This is a genomic window from Neobacillus niacini, from assembly GCF_031456445.1.
GTDB lineage: Bacteria > Bacillota > Bacilli > Bacillales > Cytobacillaceae > Neobacillus > Neobacillus niacini_I.
Window position 1 is genome coordinate 1 of record NZ_JAVDUQ010000010.1, and the last position, 16,981, is coordinate 16,981.

Here is a 16,981-nt window from a genome sequence, read left to right on the forward strand (position 1 = left end):
TTTTCTTCTAACGAAAAAAATTGACCTGCTGAACAAAACCGTACCTTCTTTCCCTTCCCATACATGACTTTCTCAACTGCCCCAAACGATCGTTCTGCGATATTCTGAGCCATTTGAGAACCGATATTTCGCTTGAACTTACGTCCCATTCCTTGAACGTACATATTTAAGTCAAATTTACGAACGCCATATTGTTCTTTTAATTGAGTAAGAAGTTGATTGCGTTCTTTCCCTTTTGGTATACGAACCGCTGCCCAATACCTGGGATTGCGTATCATGTATTTATATCTGCGCCATACTTCACCTAGACAGGCGTTGTAGATATTTCTCCCAATGTTTAAGCGTTTTTCTAAGATATGTTCCTGCCATTTTTCAACTTTTAAAGGCAAAGATATCACGTATGTTGGTGTAGCCATCTAGGTTCAGCTCCTTTCGCTATTTCATTTGTTGATTACGAATGTATTGGCGTATCTGTTTTTCTGTATTTTCACTTACGGTTGCGACAAAGTAACTAGGATTCCACAAATGACCGCCCTACAGTTTCCTTTTTAAGCCCGGAAACTCTTTAAATAGTAATCTTGCAGACGCCTTTTAATGTTTTGATCATTGTAGGAATGGAATGTTGAGGGGGGCAGTCGATCAGAAGATGAATATGGTAGCAATCGGTTTCGATTTCTGAAATAGCAAAACCATTATCTATTGCTATTTGAAACAGCATCTCTTTTAATCTTACATCTATATCACCAATTAGCACCTTATGGTGATACTTTACGCACCATACAATATGATACTGAATGGAATATACATATCTTCTGCCATATGTTCCACCTCATATTTATGATAACATAGGTTACTAGATTAAAGGTAAATAATGGAATTATATTAGTATTTTTTTGTACATGCTTGGCTGAACATATGTCGGATAGTTAACTTGGCATAAGCCACGCCCTATCCGAAGCCGATTCATCTCATGACTGAAGTCACGAGTGTTCTCGGCTATTTCATAAAAATAAACAATATATGATAAGAACAACGATTTAATTAATCATTTTTTATTGGGGGATAAACATGAATCAGCATTCTTACTCGATTATTATCATCGTTGCACTAATATTTTTAAGTATTGATAGACGTGTCCGTCGAAATATAGGGGGCAGCTGAAACAAGGAAACCTTTTGTTTAGAATTGTTTTGTTTTTGATTATTGGGTTTCTTCGCAATGGAATGGTGAAATAAATTTGGCTCAATTCATGTAGTGGTTAAATGAGATCATTATCCTTGTGTTGGTGACTTAAAAATCCGGCGAAGGTTTTCTTAATGTTTAATGAATTACATATAACCTCTTGAATTGGTAAATAATATCCACGAGGTGATTGTGTGAATGAAATTAAATTAAAGCTCACATCTTCCGAAATAGGAACACTTTGGGGAGAGTTTGTGAACGGGACAATGACAGATGCAGTAAATAGATATATGGTTTCTATTATTGAAGATGAGTCAATAAAAACCATTTTTGAGGATGCTATTAAGACGTTTGAAAAACAAAAGCAGCAAATTGTAACATTTATGGAGGAAGAGGGGTTCCCAGTTCCAATTGGATTTACGGAAACTGACCACTTTAAAGGTAAACAGAGGTTGTTTACAGATATATTTTGCTTGAATTATTTACATATCATGACATTACATGGTTTGCTAGGCCACTGCACTACTTTAGCGGTTTCTGTTCGAAAGGACTTAAGGGATTTTTATGATTCTTGTGATGATGATGCGAAAAGGATGTACCAACAAACCATTGAGTTATTGCTTGAGAAAGGAAATTTTCAGAGAGATCCCTTATTTTATCCAGCTAAAAACCCTGAATATATTTCCAGCCAAGATTTCATGGATGGATTTATCGGAAAAGGTAGAAAATTAGCAGCGACAGAGATCATTAGTATTTCTTTAAACCTTAAAAAAAGCATTATGGCTAAAACCCTTTCTATTGCATTCAGTCAGGTCGCACAAACAAAAGAGGTAAGAAAGTTTTTAACCGATTCTGAAAAAACTGCTGATGAACAAATAAAATCCTTTTCAAAAATTATGCAATCGGATAATTTACCTGTGCCGAAATCCTGGGAAACAGAAGTGACAACATCAACGGACTCTCCTTTTTCGGATAAGTTAATGTTGTATCATATCGGCTTTTTGTTTCAGGCTGCCCAAAACTATCATGGGGCAGGTCTAGCTTCAGCTATGAGAACTGACCTAGTGGCCGCTTATGAGGGTACTATTTTAAAAAATCTTATGGTGACTAAAAAATGGTTTGATTTGATGGTGCAAAATAAATGGTTAGAACAACCGCCACTTGCTCCCAATAGAATAGAAATTGCAAAAGAAAAATAAAAAATTCATATAATCAATTTTTTGATTGATTGTTTGAAAAGGTAAGTAATTCTCAGTAAATAATGATAAATGGCATCCAACCTGAGTAAATGGATGCCATTTATTTATGACCATATTCTGACCACGAAAATGTTAAGGCGAGTTATAAAAAGTTCTTGGGATAATGGTCCCTTGTAGGAAAGAGACACCTATGGAATCATCACCTTTTGGTTAAGGAATGATTATGGTCATGGTCGATTTTTTGAAAGAGAGATAAGCAAGCTGGGGGAAATCACCCTGCTTTTGTTTTTGCATTCAAAATTTTCATTCCTAAATCCCCCTTTTCTTTTTAGTTATCCCTTTTAACCATTTGTTAAAAATAAATATAAAATTCCTTTATAATTTTATTGACAATAAATGAAGGTAAGTGTTAAAATAATAAATTTGATAAAAAATGAAAGGTGTGGTATGCTTAAATAGGTTCAAATTTTGGAGGTGTTTTTAATTGTTTCAAGTTGGTGATTACATTGTTTATCCCATGCAAGGTGCCGGTGTTATTGAAGCTATAGAAGAAAAGGAAATCTTAGGTGAGAAAAAGCAGTATTATGTAATAAAAATGCCGATCAGTAAAATGCAAGTAATGATTCCTATAGGGAAAGAAAAAAAATCACGGATTCGCTTAGTTTCTGATATACCTACACTTGAAAACGTATTGCATATTTTTCAGCATGGACAAACTGATACAAATCTTTCAATGAAAGAAAGATACAAAATTAACACAGAAAAAATGAGAACGGGAAATATTAAAGATGGCGCAGAGGTTGTTCGTGATTTAATGCGCATAAACCAAAATAAAGCACTTAATGCAAGCGAAAAGCAAATGTTGGAGAGTGCTCGGAAGATATTCATTAGTGAACTAGGTTTAATTAAAGGAATCACAGAAAATCAAGCAGCTGATTTGTTAAATAACAAGGTCGGCTAGTGCCTTCCTTTAGCGTTTATTGTGAATAAGCTGGAGAAATGTATACTTTTTAAGTCTTTTTTCATCATCAACTTCTTTATTTCCTCATATTAATAGGACATTTCTACTTTTTAAACTATTCCGTTTTTTTACCAAAGGTTTTAATGTAGCACGAATATGTTTTTTTTGCCTAATTCAAACTGGCACGGTCATTGGAGCCGTAAGGATGAAAGAGAGGCAGGGCTTTCATTGGTTTAGGCTAAATAATTTATTGAAAGACCCCTTGTAATTTTTTTCAAAAAGAAGTATACTAAAAAAGAATTATTTTTGTTCGGTGTAAAGAAAGTGAATTTTTAACTTTTCGTCTTGATGATCACTGAGAGCAAGGATAGTAATATATTGTGTGTAATTACACACTAGGAGGCAACAAAAATGGAAAATGGTAAAGTAAAATGGTTTAACGCAGAAAAAGGTTTCGGATTCATCGAACGCGAAGGTGGAGACGATGTATTCGTTCATTTCTCAGCTATCCAAGGCGAAGGTTTCAAATCTCTTGAAGAAGGTCAATCTGTAACTTTTGATGTTGAGCAAGGCCAACGTGGAGCGCAAGCTGCAAACGTTCGTAAAGCATAATAATAAATAAAGGCAGACTCTTAATTAAGAGTCTGCTTTTTTCTTTTTTAATCCGATAAAAATAAAAACACCACTCACGAATGAGTGGTGCAGATAAAACGGTAAATCAAATGGTAAAGTAAGTATAGCATATAAATTAGGAAAAACCTAAATATTACGCGAATTTAATAAAATAAAATTAAAGGTAAAAGAAAGAAACCTTTTACCGTGTTAATAAAATGATCTGAAATCTAAGACGTTTTCTTATGAAAGCGTCTTTTTCTGTGACCAAATGTAGGAATAATTTGTTTTTAAAAATTTTATATTTATACAAATTATGACAAATTTCATAGTATTCAATCAACTAAAATAATACTAATAAAATAACAAAGGCAAACCAATCAATGGTTCAAGATGTATGAATTCCAAAAGAAAATCGTGTCCATGTTTGCAACTAAGGGGGGAAGGTCAATGAGAAATACAGTATACCTGCCAAATAGACAAATAAATAAAAGGCGGTACCCATTAGGAAGGTTAATAAACGGAAAATTTATTATAATAGCCATTATTGTATTAATAGGCTTAGTATTGGCAGGTATTTATTATTATCAGGCAACTCGATTCAATCAGAATATCAAAATCAATGGGACAAAAGTTGGTGGATTGACTACTGATCATGCTTTAAAAAAATTGGAATTATCTGTATTAAAAAATGAAGTCTTTATTGGAAAAGATAGAATATTCAATGGAAAAGATACGAAAATGGGATTTTCTAATAAAGACCTAAATAATGTCAAAAATATATTAAAAAAGCAAAAGACGTTTTTACCATCCTCAAAAGCAATAAATTATTCGTTGTTGCCAAGTAATGTGGATCAATATCACAGGAAAACAATGAAGAAGATTGTAGAAAATAAACTTAAAACAATAAATAAAAGTGTAAAAGGGAATGGAGATTCGGCGGTCTTTTTGAAAAATGGAAAGATTATCACCCCTAGCAGCAAAGCTGGTCATTTAGTTGATGTCGACAGAACTGTAAAGGATTATCAGAAAAAGGAATATAATAGTATCATTTATTTGAATCCCGTATACATAAAGCCTAATAAAGTGGATACTGCTATGCTAAAAAAAGAGGAGAAATTACTTCAAGAACTTTTGCAGCGAACCGTTGATTATAAGCTGCAGGAAAAAATTTATTCTTTAAAAGCCAGCGATGTAATTAAGAATGCATCCCTTTCCAAACAAATGAAGTATGTCATTGACCCGAGTGGTATTAAGAATAAGATTGCTGAAATGAATCGTTCGAAGTCTACATTAAATAAAAATTTTCAATTTAAGACCCATTCAGGTAAGGTGATTTCGGTAAAAGGAAAGTCCTATGGTTGGGCAATTGATGTTGAAGCTGAAACCAAGCGGATTGTAAAGGCTTTTGAAAAAGGGGAAAACTCGATTAAAGCCTATAATATTTATGGTCTGGGTTGGAGCACATATGGCGTTGGCTATCATGTTACTTCAAATAATGGAATTGGTGATACGTATGCGGAAGTGTCCATTAAGGATCAACGGATTTGGATTTATAAAAATAACCAATTAAAAGTGACAACCTCTGTGGTTACAGGCTGGCATGGAGTCAATCAAGATACTCCAAAAGGGGTTTGGTATGTCCAGTATAAAAAATCGCCATCCATTCTTAGGGGAAGCGAAGTTGGAAATCCGAATTATTCTGTTAATGTCACTTTTTGGGCTCCGTTTACGTTGGATGGTGTTGGCTTCCACGATGCCGGTTGGCGGAGAAACTGGGCAAGTAATGCCTACCTATCCAATGGATCAGGTGGTTGCGTGAACATAATGCCAGATGTGATGAAAACGGTGTATGCCAATCTCGTTCAAAACGAGGCTGTTGTTGTTTATTAAGAAACGGTAGTTATTGGTACGTGTCTGTTTACCTACAACGATTGTGAACACCTGTTTCTATATTAAAATCTTACTATATTAATAATGAACGAGAAAAGAGTCTTCGTGAGAAGGCTTTTTTTTTAACGTAGCAATGGTAGTTTTTTGTAAAAGGAATCAAAAATTTCGATAGAACTTCTTGAAAATAATCAATAATAGGTATAAAATTTTACCTTGTGAAATTACTTTATTATTATGTTTATAGTATTAATTATTTATGAATGGTACCACCAAGATGAAAAGGCAGGTTCATAGGGAAATAGAATCGTTTCATGCTTCCTAACAGCCGCCTAATGAAAGGGGAATTCGATATGTTAGATGTTATGGAAAAACCAGTAGAAACGAAACAAGAACGACTCGATGTGCTTGATCAGCTATTAAACCCAGAGGTTCAGGAATCTTTAACTACTTTAGTTGAACAGCTTCCAAGATTGACTGAACTTGTGAATTTATTAACGAAGTCATATGATTTTGCTCAGTCCGTTGCAACTGATGAGATTTTAAAAAATGATACGGTTGGAGCCATTAAAGAAATTGCAGAACCGGTTAAAGATTCTGTGAAAAACCTTGCTGCAACTGTTATTGAAGCGAAAGACCGTGCGGAAGAAAGCAACGAAGTAATCGGCCTATTTGGACTTTTAAAAATGTTGAAAGACCCACAAGCACAGAAGCTTTTCCGTTTCTTTAATGCTTTCCTAGAAGTTTCTGCAGAACGTTCAACAAAATAATTTTACTTACATTACATCCAAAAGGACGGGGGAAATTCTATGTCAAAAAAAATCGTCATTTTAGGGGCCGGTTATGGTGGACTATTAGCTGCTATCAATATTCGTAAATATTTAAATAAAGATCAAGCACAAGTTACAGTGGTAAATCAGTCCCCAACACACCAAATCATTACAGAACTGCATCGTTTAGCAGCTGGAAATGTTTCGGAACAAGCGGTGGCTATGCCTTTAGCGAAGCTTTTCAAGGGAAAAGATATTGATCTTCGTATCGCAAAGGTTGAATCATTTGCCGTGGATAAGAAAGAAGTTAAACTTTCAGATGGCTCTTATTTAACTTATGATGCGTTAGTTGTTGCGCTAGGAAGTAAGACTGCTTACTTTGGTATTCCAGGATTAGAAGAAAACAGTATGGTTTTAAAATCTACAGATGATGCCAATAAAATTTATCAACATATCGAAGAACGCATTTGCGAATATGCGAAAACGAAAAATGAAGCAGACGCAACTATTCTTATTGGTGGCGGTGGCTTAACTGGCGTTGAGTTAGTTGGTGAAATCGCTGATGTGATGCCGAAGCTTGCTAGAAGCTATGGAGTGGATCCAAAAGAAGTGAAACTACTTCTAGTAGAAGCAGGTCCTAAAATTTTACCAGTTCTACCAGAACTATTAATTGAACGCGCAACTGCAAGTCTTGAAGCACGTGGTGTGCAATTCTTAACAGGTCTGCCTGTTACGAATGTTGAAGGCAATGTAATTGACCTTAAAGATGGACAGAAAATTACTGCTAACACTTTTGTTTGGACAGGCGGAGTTCAAGGTAATCCTTTAGTTGGTGAATCAGGCCTAGAAGTGAATCGCGGACGTGCGACGGTTAACGAATATCTTCAATCAACATCTCATAAAGAGGTATTTGTTGTAGGAGACAGTGCGGTTGTCTTTGGTCCAGATGGTCGACCATTCCCACCTACTGCACAAATTGCATGGCAAATGGGCGAACAAACAGGATATAATTTGTATGCATTATTGGAAAATAAATCCTTTAATGAGTTTTCTCAAATTAATTCAGGCACCCTTGCAAGCTTAGGGCGTAAAGATGCCGTTGCATCCATTGGTGCTAATGCTATTCCACTTAAAGGGATGCCAGCTTCCTTAATGAAAGAAGCAAGTAATGTTCGATACTTATCCCACATTAAAGCATTATTCAGCTTGGCCTATTAATTTTGAGTATCTTTCCAACTCTAAAGCGTTAAAGCAAAAAAGTTGCGATCTGCAACTTTTTAATACTATAATAACAATGGCTTTCTTAAAGTTTAAACCACAGTGTCCCGACAACACTGTGGTTTTTTTTATATAGTCTTTTTTTGATTTGCTGATAAACAGGATAATCCTCTGGTAATAGAGAATATTGTATAAATATTTAAATAGTGCCGAAAAAAATACTTAAGAATGTATTAGCACATATTTTAATGGCACCTCTTTTTTAGCGGAATGATTAAACATATAGGATTTAGGATTAGAATATGAATGGGATAAATGAAAAATTGAGTCTCCATACTATGTTTAGGAGGTACTATGAAACAAAGTAAATATTCCATTGCAGATTACTGGAGAAATAAAATAAGGTTAGAAGAGGAGTTATGGGGCTGCCTTTTCGAGAACCAACCCATAACACAGAATTCTGTGATTATTAATCCCGTAATACTTAACTCTTATAGTGACCAATCTGAAAGCGCTTGGGCTGTTTACCCCAATCCACAAAGTGTCCTAGGATTTTTAAAATTCATCTTTCTTCCTACAGCCTTTATAGGATTAATTAATCCGGAAATGGAGTATCAATATTATTTTGAAGAAGACCTTGCAGATCTATTAGACGAGTTCAAGGATGAAAATCCAGATAAACAAAATTTAATTACCAAAATGGAAGAATTTTATTTTAAATTAAATGATAGTTGGGATGATAACAACGATTTATGCCTGGAAAAATTAAAACAATGGTCAAGAGGTTTTAATGAAGAATGGTTGAAATTAAATGGAACCGCGTTATCCTTCCATGTTTTTAGCTCCCCTGAGGAGGCCGCAAAATATATTATTCAAGTGTACGAAGAAGATTTGGGAATCGATTTCCTTGAAAATGATCTTGGAATTACAAAAAATGATTTATTAAGTATTACAGGTGAAGAAATCTTTCAAAACGCATTTATGAAACGGCGGTTTACTGAAATACTAACCAATCGATTAAAGGTTGCTTTTTGATTGAAGTCTTACATAATGAAACGCTTCAAACACGTAAAAAGAGTTCATTAAATGTTCAGGAGTGATACTAATGATAGCTCTTTTTAAAATGAATGATCTATATGAAGAACAAATTAAAAATTTATTGAATGAATTGGGATTTCAAACAGCTTGTTTTTATTCCATTAATTCCATATTAGATCAAATTATGAATCCAATGATTATTATTACACCTGCCATCTTTCAGAAAGAATTAGAAGGTGTTTCATTTCCGATTATCCCTATTTCGATCAATATTGCAGATATAAAAAAATCCATAGAGGCATTGTTTGAATGTTCAGAACAAAAAGACTTCACCTTTATCACAACAAACGAAAATATAGAGTGGTTGAAGAAAGAATACTCCGAGCATCTCGCGAATGATGGGATTCAACTCTCCTTTTTAACTGAAAAACAAGCAGCCATACTAAAGCCTAATCATGTATATTTAGCTCCCATTTGGATGAAGGGGTTATTACCAAATTCACGGAATAAAAATTTATATTTTATTAAGCCATCCTTTACGTCCTTGATTCCCTTTTTACAGATTGCAAAATCCTTGGTAAACATAATTGAAGAAATTTTAAAAGAGCGGTACCAAGTGGATGCCATCGTAAACTCCACTCATGATGGGGTTGTGGTAATTGATCGAATGGGAAATATACGATTAGTGAATGAACATGCCAAAACCATTTTAGGCGTTGAAGCGGATATGAAGGGGCGAAGCATTACAGAGTTTATTCCCCAATCAGATATGCTCCGAGTCTTGGAGGCCGGGAAGATTGAAAGAGGGGATATTGCGACGATAGGTGGTCGCCAGGTTGTCATCAATCGATCTCCTGTTATTGTGAAAGGGAAAATTGTCGGAGCAGTATCCAATTTTAAAGAAATAACCGATATTCAAAAAGTAGAATTACAGCTGCGCAAAAAACTCCATCAAAGCGGATTGGAGGCTAAGTATCGGTTAAGTGATATTATTGGCGAAACACATGAAATAATCGAAGCAAAAGAATTGGCAAGAAAATTTGCGGGAACGGAATCGACCGTTTTGATCACCGGGGAATCTGGAACAGGCAAAGAATTATTTGCTCAAGGGATTCATTCCGCAAGTCATCGAGCACTTGGTCCCTTTGTTGCCGTTAACTGTGCAACGCTTCCTGAAAATCTATTAGAAAGTGAAATATTTGGATACGAGAAAGGGACCTTTACAGGCGCATTAAAGGATGGAAAACCAGGCTTATTTGAACTTGCCCATGGAGGTACGCTCTTTTTGGATGAAATTGGTGAGATTCCATTACGCATTCAAGCTCTTCTATTAAGGGTCCTTCAGGAAAGAACCATTCGCCGTGTCGGCGGGGAGCGGATTATACCCGTTGATGTTCGAATCATTACGGCAACCAATCGAAATTTAGAGGAAGAGGTGGAAAAGAAACAATTTCGCTCAGACTTATTTTATCGTTTGAATGTACTTGCTCTTGAATTACCCCCTCTTCGCGAGCGTAAAGCCGACATCCCTAAATTAGTCGAGTCCTTTCTATTTGAGTTTAATGAACAAAGAAAAAATAAAATTGTCCATATTGAAAAAGAATTTATTCGTTTATTCCAGAAGTACGATTGGCCTGGGAATATCCGTGAGTTAAGGAATACCATTGAGCGACTGGTAGTCCTTGAAGAGAGTTCTCTGTTAAGGGTTGAAGGAGCAAAATTTCTTTCTGAAAAAATAAGGAGAAGAAAAGTTGCAGAAGAAGCAATCAATAAACAAAGTATAAAAAGTAAGGAAAAAGAACATATCCTAACTACTTTAGAGAAATTTGATCACAATAAAAAGTTAGCGGCTCAATCACTTGGAATCGACCGCTCAACCCTTTGGAGAAAAATCAAAGAATATGGTTTATGATGTTGCAAATTACAATACGGTGTTGCAGTTTAAAACATCATTTTAAAAAACAGGGATTTTATATCCCTGTTTTTATTTGATATTTCACACTTTTCTAAATATTGTAACTTTGGCATGTAATTTGCATTATACATTTGTAATTTAATGGACCATTCTTTTTCTAGCAGAGGGCCTCAGTGAATTTTTAAAAGATTTATGATTCCTAGCAAATGGAGGTTAACAATGGAACGAATGTATATCAATGGCGAATGGGTAAAGTCTGTTTCAGGGGAGTATTTTTCATCGTACAATCCTGCAAACCAAGAGGAAATTGGCAGGGTTCCAAGGGGTTCAAAAGAAGATGTCGATTTAGCAGTAAAAGCTGCAAAAACATTATTTGAATCTAGTGAATGGCAATTATTAAAACCAAGTGTCAGAGGCAATGCACTATTTGAAGTCGCACGAAAAGTGCGTGAAAGATCGGAAGAAATTGCCCTTGTTGAAACATTGGACACAGGAAAACCGCTATCCCAGGCTAGAAGTGATGTAGAAAGCAGTGCCCGCTATTTTGAGTACTATGCAGGGATGGCAGACAAGATGTTCGGCGAAACGATACCGGTAGCACCCAATGTGATTGACTACACGGTACGTGAACCTATGGGGGTTTGTGCTCAGATTATTCCTTGGAATTATCCGCTTCAAATTACCTCAAGGGGCGTGGCAGCTGCCATAGCGGTTGGAAATACCGTGGTGGTAAAACCGGCTGAAGATACTCCTTTGTCAGCATTAAAGTTAGCAAAGATATTTTTTGAGATTGATGTGCTAAAAGGTGCTCTACAGGTGGTAACTGGGTATGGGACAGAAGCTGGGGCAGCACTAGTGGACCACCAGGATGTTAACCATATCACGTTTACCGGTTCCGTACATACAGGCACAAATGTAATGATTTCTGCAGCTAAAAATATTGTTCCCGTTACACTCGAGCTGGGAGGAAAGTCACCACATATTGTTTTTCCTGACTGTGATTTAGAAGAAACGGTAACATGGGTCACTCGTTCTTTTATTCAGAATGCCGGGCAAACCTGTTCAGCTGGTTCTAGGTTGTTAGTTCATTCCAAAATGAAAGATGAATTGATTAAGAAATTGATCGAAAAAATGCAAATGATTACGATTGGTCCTGGAGTGAGCGACTGTGACCTTGGACCGATTATTTCCAAAAGGCAATTTGACCGCATCCAAGCGATGGTGGAAAGAGCCAAAGAAGAGGGCGCTCGCGTCATTATAGGCGGAAAGGAAGCCAAAGTGGAAGGGTTGGAAGTGGGGTATTATTTTGAGCCAACCATTATAGAAAATGTATCTCCTGCCAGCGAAATTGCACAAGAAGAGGTTTTTGGTCCCGTATTGACCGTATTTGAATTTGAAACCGAAGAGGAAGCGATTCAATTAGCAAATGGAACCGCTTATGGTCTTGTAACAGGGATTTGGACCAATGATATCTCACGGGCACACCGAATTGCTGGGAAAGTAAAAAGCGGTCAGGTGTTTATCAATGACTATGGTGCAGCCGGCGGGGTTGAGCTTCCCTTTGGCGGTTATAAAAAAAGCGGTATTGGCCGTGAAAAGGGCGTTGAAGCCTTACAAAATTATACGCAATTAAAAAATATCGCGATAAAAATTAAAAGTGCTAAGTAAAGGACAATTTCAGGCGTTATTCAAAAAACGAAAGGAGTGAAAATGGTGCAACACTTTTCAATTGCTTTAATTCCTGGAGATGGGATTGGCCCAGAGGTAATCAATGAAGCAACGAAAATATTAAAAAAAGCGGAAGAGATTCACGGTGGCATCAATTTTTCTTGTGAAACCTTTGATTGGGGATGTGATTATTATCTTCAAAATGGAAGAATGATGCCTGAAAATGGGTTGGATTTATTAAAAGATTTTGACGTGATTCTTTTTGGGGCTGTTGGTGCAAAAACTGTCCCTGACCATATTTCGGTATGGGAGTTAATCCTCCCGATTCGCCGGAAATTTCAACAGTATGTAAATTTACGGCCTATCAAACTTCTTCAAGGAATCGAAAGTCCATTAAGGTATAAGAACCATGATGACCTTGATTTTGTGGTCGTGAGGGAAAATACCGAAGGGGAGTATTCCAATATGGGCGGACGTGTCCACGAGGGAACTCCCTATGAACTTGCAGTTCAAAATAATATTTTTTCAAGGTACGGATCTGAGAGAATTTTAAACTATGCTTTTTCATTAGCTGAAAAAAGGGCGAAGAAAAATCTTACAGTGGCAACAAAATCAAATGCAATTAACTATACGATGCCTTTTTGGGATGAAATGGTGAAAGAAATCGGGAACGTTTACCCGGATGTAAAAACCCAACTCTACCATATTGACGCCCTAGCCGCTTATTTTATTTCCAAACCTGAAGATTTCGATGTAGTGGTGGGAAGTAATTTATTTGGTGATATTTTAACCGATTTAGGCGCAGCCATCGTGGGTGGATTGGGGCTTGCTCCATCAGGAAACATTAACCCGGAACGTATTTATCCCTCTATGTTTGAACCGATTCATGGTTCTGCCCCCGATATTGCGGGGAAAGGGATTGCTAATCCAATTGCCTCCATATGGAGTGTTAGTCTCATGATGGACCATCTTGGACTTTCGGACGTTGGCAAACTCATCTTGGAATCCATTGAAGGTGTTTTACTAGATGGAGAAATAAGAACCCCTGACCTCGGAGGGAAATCTACCACCATTGAAATGGGGGATGCCATTCTTTCAAAAATGGTCCAATTTAGTCTGAACCCTAAAATTTAAAACGAATCTAAGGAGGGATCCTTTCTATGAATCTGTTAAATGGAAAGACGGCGATAGTTACCGGAGCTGGTTCAGGTATGGGGAAAGCGACTGCTCAGCTTTTTGCGAAACAAGGGGCGAATGTCATTTTTGCTGATTTACATCTTGATGCGGCGAAAGAGGCCGCAAACTCCACCAATCTTGAAACAGTAATAGCGATACAAGCAGATGTAACAAGTGATGGGGCTGTTGCCAACCTTGTGAATCAAACATTAGAAGCATACGATCGATTGGATATTGTCATAAACTGCGCGGGTGTTCCACAATCGTTCACTTCCATCGAAGAATTAACCCTGGAACAATGGGATTTAATCATGAATGTGAATACAAAATCGATTTTTTTAACGTCTAAGTATGCCGTTCCCATTATGAAAAAGCAAAAAGGGGGAAGTATTGTCAATATTGCTTCCATTGCCGGAATTCGAGCAAGGCCTGGATTAAATGCCTATTGTGCTTCAAAAGGAGCAGCCCTTATGTTGACGAAAGCTTTAGCGATTGAGTTGGCCCCTTTTAAAATTAGAGTCAATGCCATCAATCCTGGTCCTGCTGATACACCGATGATTGGTAAATTTCTTGTCGGAGACGCGGCTCAAAAAGAGGAAGGAATGAAGAAAATTTTTCAAGATAGTGTCCCACTCGGAACATTAATTCAACCGGAAGATATTGCCCAAGGTGCTCTTTATTTGGCCTCTGATTTAGCTAAGATTGTGACCGGAGAGGTTCTTAATATTGACGGCGGACGTGGGATTTAAAAAATAAAGGGGAGAATAAAATGGAACCCATCATTACCTTAGAAAATGTATCGTTTTCCTACAAAATTAATGAAAAAACGACTGTACCTGTTCTTAAGAATATTTCTTTTTCCATCTTCCCTGGAGAATATGTGGCGATTATTGGTCACAATGGTTCGGGGAAATCTACCTTATCCAAGCACCTTAATGGGATTTTAATGCCAGACAACGGTGATGTCTGGGTTCATGATCTTAACACAAAGGATGCGAAAAAGAAACGGGAAATTCGTAAATCTGTTGGTACGGTCTTTCAACATCCCGATAATCAAATTGTTGCGACAATCGTTGAGGAAGATATAGCGTTCGGTTTGGAAAATATCGGTGTGCCAAGGGAAGAAATGAAAAAAAGAGTGGATGAGGCTTTAAACGTTGTCAAAATGTCTCAGTTTCGTCATCGCCCGCCTCATCATTTATCCGGGGGACAGAAGCAAAGGGTCGCCATTGCAGGCGTGTTGGCTATGCAGCCGGATTGCATTGTTTTTGATGAAGCAACAAGCATGCTAGATAGCTTTGGCAGGAAAGAAGTCCTTCAGGTCATGAGAAAAATGAACAATATGGGGATGACGATTATTACCGTCACTCATCACATGTCTGAAGCAGCGGAAGCAGACCGGATTATCGTCGTCGAAGGCGGCCAAATCGTCATGGACGGACCGCCGCGTGAAATTTTTAAACATAAGCAAAAATTAGAGGATCTCCAGCTGGAGGTTCCCTCTGTGAGCCAAATGGCCGAGGGGATTCACAGCCAATTCTCCGATTTTTCAAGTGAGTTAATCCAAGAAGATGAGTTTATTGATGAAGTGGACAAGTTCGCCAAAGTGGGGGTGATTTGATGGGGAGCAAACCAATCATCCAGATAGAAAACCTGTCACATACGTATATGAAAGGGACCCCAATGGAACACGTTGCTTTAAAAGGAACCAATCTGTATGTCGAAGAAGGGGAATGCATCGCCATTATTGGTCATACCGGGTCGGGAAAGTCAACCTTGATCCAGCATTTCAATGGGCTGATGCGTCCTGAATCTGGAAGAGTCATCATGGACGGTGAAGATTTGTCAAAGAAAAAGGTGAATTTGAAAACACTGAGGCAGAAGGTGGGACTTGTTTTTCAAAACCCGGAAGATCAAATTTTTGAAAAAATCATTGGCGATGATATAGCTTATGGCCCTTTCAAATTAGGTCTACCCTTAAAAGAGGTACGGGAGCGTGTCCAATGGGCAATGTCGGTTGTTGGGTTAGATTTCGAGGAAATGAAGGACAGACAGACCTTTGCTTTAAGCGGAGGGCAGAAACGCAAGGTGGCATTAGCTGGTATTCTTGCCCTAAAACCCAAGATTTTAGTCCTTGATGAACCGACAGCGGGTCTGGACCCTAGGTCGAGGAATGAATTGTTGGATAAAATTAAAAGGTTGAACAAAGAAGAAAAATTAACCGTTGTTTTTGTTTCACACAATATGGAGGAGGTCGCCATGCTCGCAGACCGTGTTTATGTAATGGCAGGCGGCACGGACGTGTTAACAGGTACCCCGAAGGAAATTTTTACGGATAAAGAAAAATTGCAGCTTCATCAAATTGGAACGCCTGAAACGGTACAGGTTCTTTATCGATTAACAGATCTTGGCTACCAAGTCAATACGGATGCCTTTTCCATAACTGAAGCAGCGGAAGAGATTATGAAGGTTCTTGCTGGTACGAAGGAGGGGTTGAAACATGTCCAGTGAATTTGATATTTCCCGTAGTATTACGATTGGCCAATATGTACCGACAGGGTCGTTTATTCATCGATTAGACCCAAGAATAAAGCTTCTTGTTTTTATTATTCTCGTAGTGGCGATTGCTATAAATACTAGCTATCTCGGAAATGCCATCGGTCTCCTTTTAACTCTTTATTTATTCTTTGTATCCAAAATTCCAATTAGTTATGGATTATCAGGTGTAAAGCCAGCGATTCCATTTATTATCATCTTGGCCTTGCTTCAGCTTCTTTTTCAAGGACAGCTTTTTTCACATGGCAGAGTATTTGTTGATTATGGCTTTATCTTAATCACAAGTGAAAGTATTCGCTTGGTGGTGGTTTCAGCCGTTCGTTTTATTGAAATTATCTTCTTAAGCAGTGTTCTTACCCTATCCACTTCCACCACAGAATTAACACATTCCATACAAAGCTTATTAAGTCCATTAAAGAAAATTAATTTTCCAGTTCACGAAATCTCGCTGATTACCACGATTTCGATCCGTTTTGTTCCAACTTTCGCGATTGAGATGGAAAAAATGATGAAAGCACAAGCCTCAAGAGGAGCGGACTTTGGTACCGGAGGCTGGTGGAGAATTATTCAAAGAACGAAAGAGATGTTTCCCATTATTATTCCGTTATTTAACATTGCATTATCAAGAGCTGAGGACTTGATTCTTGCGATGGAATCCCGGTGTTATACTCCAGGGGGCGAGAGGAGTTCGTTCTCCGTTTATCGAGCATTAGCGAAGGATTATCTCGTATTATTACTTGGACTTCTATTCGCTGCATTACTGCTTTTTTATCCGTTTCCGATCTAAATAAAAATT

The 16,981-nt window shown here is 37.3% G+C and carries 14 protein-coding genes and 2 pseudogenes; 14 read left to right on the plus strand and 2 right to left on the minus strand.

What is annotated here, in order from left to right; translation table 11 throughout:
• Positions 1-416, minus strand: a pseudogene (locus J2Y67_RS10650) (RNA-guided endonuclease TnpB family protein); the annotation flags it as partial.
• Positions 417-435: 19 nt separating this feature from the next.
• A pseudogene (gene tnpA / locus J2Y67_RS10655) lies at positions 436-796 on the minus strand (IS200/IS605 family transposase).
• Positions 797-1,376: 580 nt separating this feature from the next.
• Here tnpA and J2Y67_RS10660 point away from each other — a divergent pair.
• The 14 genes from J2Y67_RS10660 to J2Y67_RS10725 all read left to right on the plus strand — a co-directional run bounded on the left by J2Y67_RS10660 (position 1,377) and on the right by J2Y67_RS10725 (position 16,972).
• On the plus strand, positions 1,377-2,381 hold the full coding sequence (locus J2Y67_RS10660; protein ID WP_310173715.1) for a DUF3231 family protein: 1,005 nt from the start codon (positions 1,377-1,379) through the stop codon (positions 2,379-2,381).
• Between the two features lie 484 nt (positions 2,382-2,865).
• On the plus strand, positions 2,866-3,342 hold the full coding sequence (locus tag J2Y67_RS10665) for a CarD family transcriptional regulator (RefSeq protein WP_310173717.1): 477 nt from the start codon (positions 2,866-2,868) through the stop codon (positions 3,340-3,342).
• Positions 3,343-3,753: 411 nt separating this feature from the next.
• Positions 3,754-3,954 (plus strand): cold-shock protein, encoded by a 201-nt coding sequence (locus J2Y67_RS10670; protein WP_223593777.1) that lies wholly within the window; start codon positions 3,754-3,756, stop codon positions 3,952-3,954.
• A gap of 450 nt (positions 3,955-4,404) precedes the next feature.
• Positions 4,405-5,847, plus strand: a complete 1,443-nt coding sequence (locus J2Y67_RS10675; protein ID WP_310173720.1) for a L,D-transpeptidase — start codon at positions 4,405-4,407, stop codon at positions 5,845-5,847.
• 350 nt (positions 5,848-6,197) lie between these two features.
• Positions 6,198-6,614: a DUF1641 domain-containing protein gene (locus J2Y67_RS10680; RefSeq protein ID WP_310173722.1), complete on the plus strand. Its 417-nt coding sequence runs from the start codon at positions 6,198-6,200 to the stop codon at positions 6,612-6,614.
• A gap of 39 nt (positions 6,615-6,653) precedes the next feature.
• Complete coding sequence (locus tag J2Y67_RS10685; RefSeq protein ID WP_310173724.1) at positions 6,654-7,832, plus strand: NAD(P)/FAD-dependent oxidoreductase; 1,179 nt, start codon at positions 6,654-6,656, stop codon at positions 7,830-7,832.
• A 354-nt stretch (positions 7,833-8,186) separates the two neighbouring features.
• Positions 8,187-8,867, plus strand: coding sequence for a hypothetical protein (locus J2Y67_RS10690; protein WP_310173726.1), 681 nt, complete (start codon positions 8,187-8,189; stop codon positions 8,865-8,867).
• 70 nt (positions 8,868-8,937) lie between these two features.
• Positions 8,938-10,782 (plus strand): sigma-54 interaction domain-containing protein, encoded by a 1,845-nt coding sequence (locus J2Y67_RS10695; RefSeq protein ID WP_310173728.1) that lies wholly within the window; start codon positions 8,938-8,940, stop codon positions 10,780-10,782.
• Between the two features lie 222 nt (positions 10,783-11,004).
• A complete protein-coding gene (locus J2Y67_RS10700; RefSeq protein WP_310173730.1) occupies positions 11,005-12,453 on the plus strand; it encodes an aldehyde dehydrogenase family protein in 1,449 nt (482 codons plus the stop codon).
• A gap of 45 nt (positions 12,454-12,498) precedes the next feature.
• On the plus strand, positions 12,499-13,587 hold the full coding sequence (locus J2Y67_RS10705) for a tartrate dehydrogenase (protein ID WP_310173731.1): 1,089 nt from the start codon (positions 12,499-12,501) through the stop codon (positions 13,585-13,587).
• Between the two features lie 26 nt (positions 13,588-13,613).
• Positions 13,614-14,378, plus strand: coding sequence for an SDR family NAD(P)-dependent oxidoreductase (locus J2Y67_RS10710; RefSeq protein WP_310173733.1), 765 nt, complete (start codon positions 13,614-13,616; stop codon positions 14,376-14,378).
• A gap of 20 nt (positions 14,379-14,398) precedes the next feature.
• On the plus strand, positions 14,399-15,250 hold the full coding sequence (locus J2Y67_RS10715; protein ID WP_310173734.1) for an energy-coupling factor transporter ATPase: 852 nt from the start codon (positions 14,399-14,401) through the stop codon (positions 15,248-15,250).
• Positions 15,250-16,140, plus strand: coding sequence for an energy-coupling factor transporter ATPase (locus tag J2Y67_RS10720; protein ID WP_310173736.1), 891 nt, complete (start codon positions 15,250-15,252; stop codon positions 16,138-16,140). Before J2Y67_RS10715 ends, J2Y67_RS10720 begins: the two co-directional genes overlap by 1 nt.
• Positions 16,130-16,972, plus strand: coding sequence for an energy-coupling factor transporter transmembrane component T family protein (locus J2Y67_RS10725; protein WP_310173738.1), 843 nt, complete (start codon positions 16,130-16,132; stop codon positions 16,970-16,972). Before J2Y67_RS10720 ends, J2Y67_RS10725 begins: the two co-directional genes overlap by 11 nt.
• The last annotated feature ends 9 nt before the right edge of the window (positions 16,973-16,981 follow it).